At 40.6% G+C, this 3,602-nt stretch carries 6 protein-coding genes; all 6 read left to right on the forward strand.

Annotation, left to right across the window (positions count from 1 at the left end; all coding sequences use genetic code 11):
* Positions 1-324 precede the first annotated feature (324 nt).
* The 6 genes from AACX68_RS05580 (at position 325) to lepB (ending at position 3,475) form a co-directional block, all read left to right on the forward strand.
* Positions 325-588, forward strand: coding sequence for a PAAR domain-containing protein (locus AACX68_RS05580; protein ID WP_228860802.1), 264 nt, complete (start codon positions 325-327; stop codon positions 586-588).
* A gap of 215 nt (positions 589-803) precedes the next feature.
* Positions 804-1,208, forward strand: coding sequence for a hypothetical protein (locus tag AACX68_RS05585; protein WP_228860797.1), 405 nt, complete (start codon positions 804-806; stop codon positions 1,206-1,208).
* 131 nt (positions 1,209-1,339) lie between these two features.
* The gene (locus AACX68_RS05590; protein WP_228860798.1) at positions 1,340-1,654 is read left to right on the forward strand and encodes a YjeO family protein; all 315 of its coding nucleotides are present in this window, start codon (positions 1,340-1,342) and stop codon (positions 1,652-1,654) included.
* Between the two features lie 45 nt (positions 1,655-1,699).
* Positions 1,700-2,158 carry a hypothetical protein gene (locus AACX68_RS05595; RefSeq protein WP_228860799.1) on the forward strand — a complete coding sequence of 153 codons (459 nt, stop codon included), beginning with the start codon at positions 1,700-1,702 and terminating at the stop codon, positions 2,156-2,158.
* 161 nt (positions 2,159-2,319) lie between these two features.
* Positions 2,320-2,577 carry a hypothetical protein gene (locus AACX68_RS05600; protein WP_228860800.1) on the forward strand — a complete coding sequence of 86 codons (258 nt, stop codon included), beginning with the start codon at positions 2,320-2,322 and terminating at the stop codon, positions 2,575-2,577.
* A gap of 256 nt (positions 2,578-2,833) precedes the next feature.
* Positions 2,834-3,475, forward strand: coding sequence for a signal peptidase I (gene lepB / locus AACX68_RS05605; protein ID WP_339389289.1), 642 nt, complete (start codon positions 2,834-2,836; stop codon positions 3,473-3,475).
* The last annotated feature ends 127 nt before the right edge of the window (positions 3,476-3,602 follow it).

The raw sequence follows: 3,602 nt of genomic DNA on the forward strand, positions 1-3,602 counted from the left end.
ATAGAACGTTGGCTTATCTCAATGTGTAACGAAACAATTAAAACATACCTTGTAGTTGGTGCAAACGAAGGGATTGGTCGGGCTGTTGCTGATTTAATAGTCAGCAAGGGGGTCTGAAGGCCAATGGAACGAAAACGTACGTTATTGACATAACTATCTGATATATAAAATATAATTGACATAGAAAAACACCGTTCAAAACGGTGTCTTTTAAATCGAAAAATTGCATTTAATGGACAACGTTGCCTACTAATCGATTTTTCAGACATGTATTTTTATCTTATCGTACGTTTTCGTACAGCTTGCCCTCAAACCCCTATAACTATGGCCGGTCAAGCGGTTATCCGATTAAACGACGCAACCGATCATGGCGGTAAAGTTATTACCGCTATTGACGGGTATGTTTATCTGGGGGTTCCGATTGCCGCTAAAGGTGATTTAGTGGTCTGTCCCCAGTGCAAAGGGGGTTTTCAGATTATAGAAGGCAGCAATGACTTAAAACATCAGGGAAAACCCATCGCATTAAACGGGATGCGCACGGCCTGTGGTGCAAAATTGATTGCCAGTCAGGGCGGGTTTTGCGCTTGATGTCGTATTTTTAATGAAATAATCAGCTTTGAGAATATCATCTTTTAGCTGATTATTCTTATATTGGTCATTACAAAGAGAAGTGATATGAGTGATTCCTACTTGCTATTTGTACCTAAAGATCCTTGTTTTATTCCTGAGAAGTCAGCCATCAATAAAGCTGAGGGTTTTCTTCGGACAATAAAGAGGTCAGATAAAAAACAAAAAATAAAAAAATGTATGCCCGATTATGGGCTATAATCCCACCTGTTCTTGCTGTTGAACATTATATCGCTGAAGATGTAGAACTATTTGACGGGATGCAAAACTTTACCATTCCTTCCTGTTCACACTGTAAAAGTGATATTACAAAGTGGTGGAATGAAAAAATGGATTATATTTGGGAAAACTCACCGAGAACAGAGACAATTTATACCAAATGGTCAACACCATGCTGTGGACAAAAAGTGTCAATGCTTGAATTAGATTATCAGAACTGGGGGGCGTTTGGTCGTTTTGCATTGATGATTGATACCCGAAAAACCGACGTTATTCATACAGACGATGGATTATCTTTGGTGATCGAAAAGATTGCAATCCTACTAAAAACCCCCGTTAATATAGTTTGGAAACATATATAGTGATGATATGCCGCTATTCCTTTTAGATTGCATCTTCGATTGAACATCAGACAGAAAATACCACTCTTATGGCTATGGCGACCTAGTTTTAGCGATGAAAAAATCTATCTATATGATCACAAATATTAAGGATGAATAAAAAATTAAATCACCTGCTCTATCTGGCATATTATGTGTTATGCCTGTCAGTCATTTATTTATCCTCTTCTTTTGAAGAGGAATTCTATATTGATGGGATAGACATCAAAAACGCCTGTGAAGCTCACAGAGCGCTGGTGGTGGATGATATCAGGGATGTGACTGCGCCTATCGCGGTATTGTTCATCATTCCTGTGCTTTTTATTGCCGTGAAATTGAAGTGTAAATTATGGCTGGTCAATATCATGGCATTATCATTAATTGCCTATTGGGTATGGCGATTTTTTATCAGGCTAATGGGGTGTTGATCCCTTTCCATTAGCGTTATGAGGAGCCGAATTTACCAAGAAGCTATGGGGCAGAAGCCTGCCCCCCTGCTCCGACAGGTTGCCAAAGATCACGGGGCACTGGCATGGACGGCCAGAGGAAAACTGCATTTAAAATCGATGGCTGACCTTATCAGGGCTAAACCCGCGTTTAGCTACGAATACAATAACCCCCAAGCTAAATACCACATCACCAAGCTGAGCAATATCAATGCTGAATTTTGCCGTGACAGCCTCAAAGCAGCACCGTTATGTCGGTTATTCCATGACGGAGGGGATCGTGCAGCCGGTCAGACGTCACTGCCGGTAAAGATGGTTTCTGATCCAGAATTGGGCACATTACAAAACAGGGGGCGGGTGCTCATTCCGAAATTAGATATCGAATGCGCGGGAAATCAGGCGATTCAGGCTGGTGCGGTGATACAAGTCATTATTCATCGTTATGATCCGGAGAACCGGATTGATGAATCTGTACAAAAAATATGATTGTCGAGCGTGTCACGCAGTTTGAAGAACAAGCTGCCTAGCGTACACAGGAAAAGCCTAAAGAGAAAAATGCACTTTTGACCACAAAACGAGGTAGAAAAAAACGCAGTTTTTTTGCCTCCTATGTATTCTGTAAACCATCTCTTTTACGAGATGGTTTTATGCCCCGTTTTTTACCAAAAATGTTTTCTTCCGGTCGTGTCTATCATAATCGGCTGCTTGTCACGTTCATCGATCTACTGGTGATTTATGCGTTTTTCCTTTCCTTTCGCGGCTACATACACTGGGCCATTGCTGTTTTCATGGCAGTTATCGTGGCCGCATATTATGTGCGGGTTAGTTACATTCGTTTTTTTAAGATTGTCATGGAGAATAAACTCCTCAAAACGAATGTAGTTTTTGATAATGGTTTTATTTAAGCCAGTCTGATTATTGAAGCTAAAAACATAGATGATGAACCTGTCGAAATCCGACTTCCTGTTAAAGTGGCTTATAGTTCTATCTATCAGCGCTATGTGCTTTATGTGTACATGAATTTATGCAATTCCCTCACCCTATATGCTCGTAAATTAAAAAAGCAGGAAGATAACAAATGACCAGTGTGGCCGTAGTATTGGTTCTCCTTGTTCTTTTACTGGCAAAAAATGTTTTGCAGAAAAAAAAACAGCTAAATGGGTGTTCGTTTCAATGGCTGTTTGCACCGTGTATCTGTTTTCTATGCGGTATGTAGCAGGGATTTACACGATCCCTTCTGCTTCAATGGAACCGACTCTTGACATAGGTGATTATATTGTCGGCATTCGTGTGGGTGGATTGCTGGACTCTGGTGACATTAAGCGCGGTGATATTACAGCCTTCAAGGCACCATCAGTGCCTCGCACCTTATACATTAAGCGGGTACTTGGTATTCCCGGTGATGTTGTTGAATACCATAAAAACAAAGAATTCACAGTTAATGGTAAGACTGTCGGTAAATTTGTTTCTGAACTGGGCGACCTTATGATTTTCAGTGACGTCGAAGAACGAACCGGCAAAACCTATAACTTTGTTATCGATAAAAGTACACCATTCCTTAAATCTAAAAATCGCTGGGAAGTACCTGATGACTACTATTTTATGGTAGGAGATAATCGGGATCACTCATGGGATGCCCGTTACTGGGAAAACCCGCCCGGCACACCTAAACTCCTCCGGGGGCTGATTAAAAAAGACCAAATTGTTTCACGGTATGTAACCACGTTATTCAACTTCAAGCTATTTGACAGCTACGACCCTCTCGAAGCTGAATTGAGGATTATTCGAAACAATGGTAATTGAAGTTTTTTTCACGACTCTAAATAGCTTGTCAAAATGGTAGGAGTATCAAAGAAACTCGATCCTAAATTTGCGAAATTTTTGTTCCCAAAACGCAAAATCACAGAAAAAAGGATCGAGTCATGCTCAT

The organism is Xenorhabdus sp. PB61.4, from assembly GCF_963894935.1.
Lineage (GTDB): Bacteria > Pseudomonadota > Gammaproteobacteria > Enterobacterales > Enterobacteriaceae > Xenorhabdus > Xenorhabdus stockiae.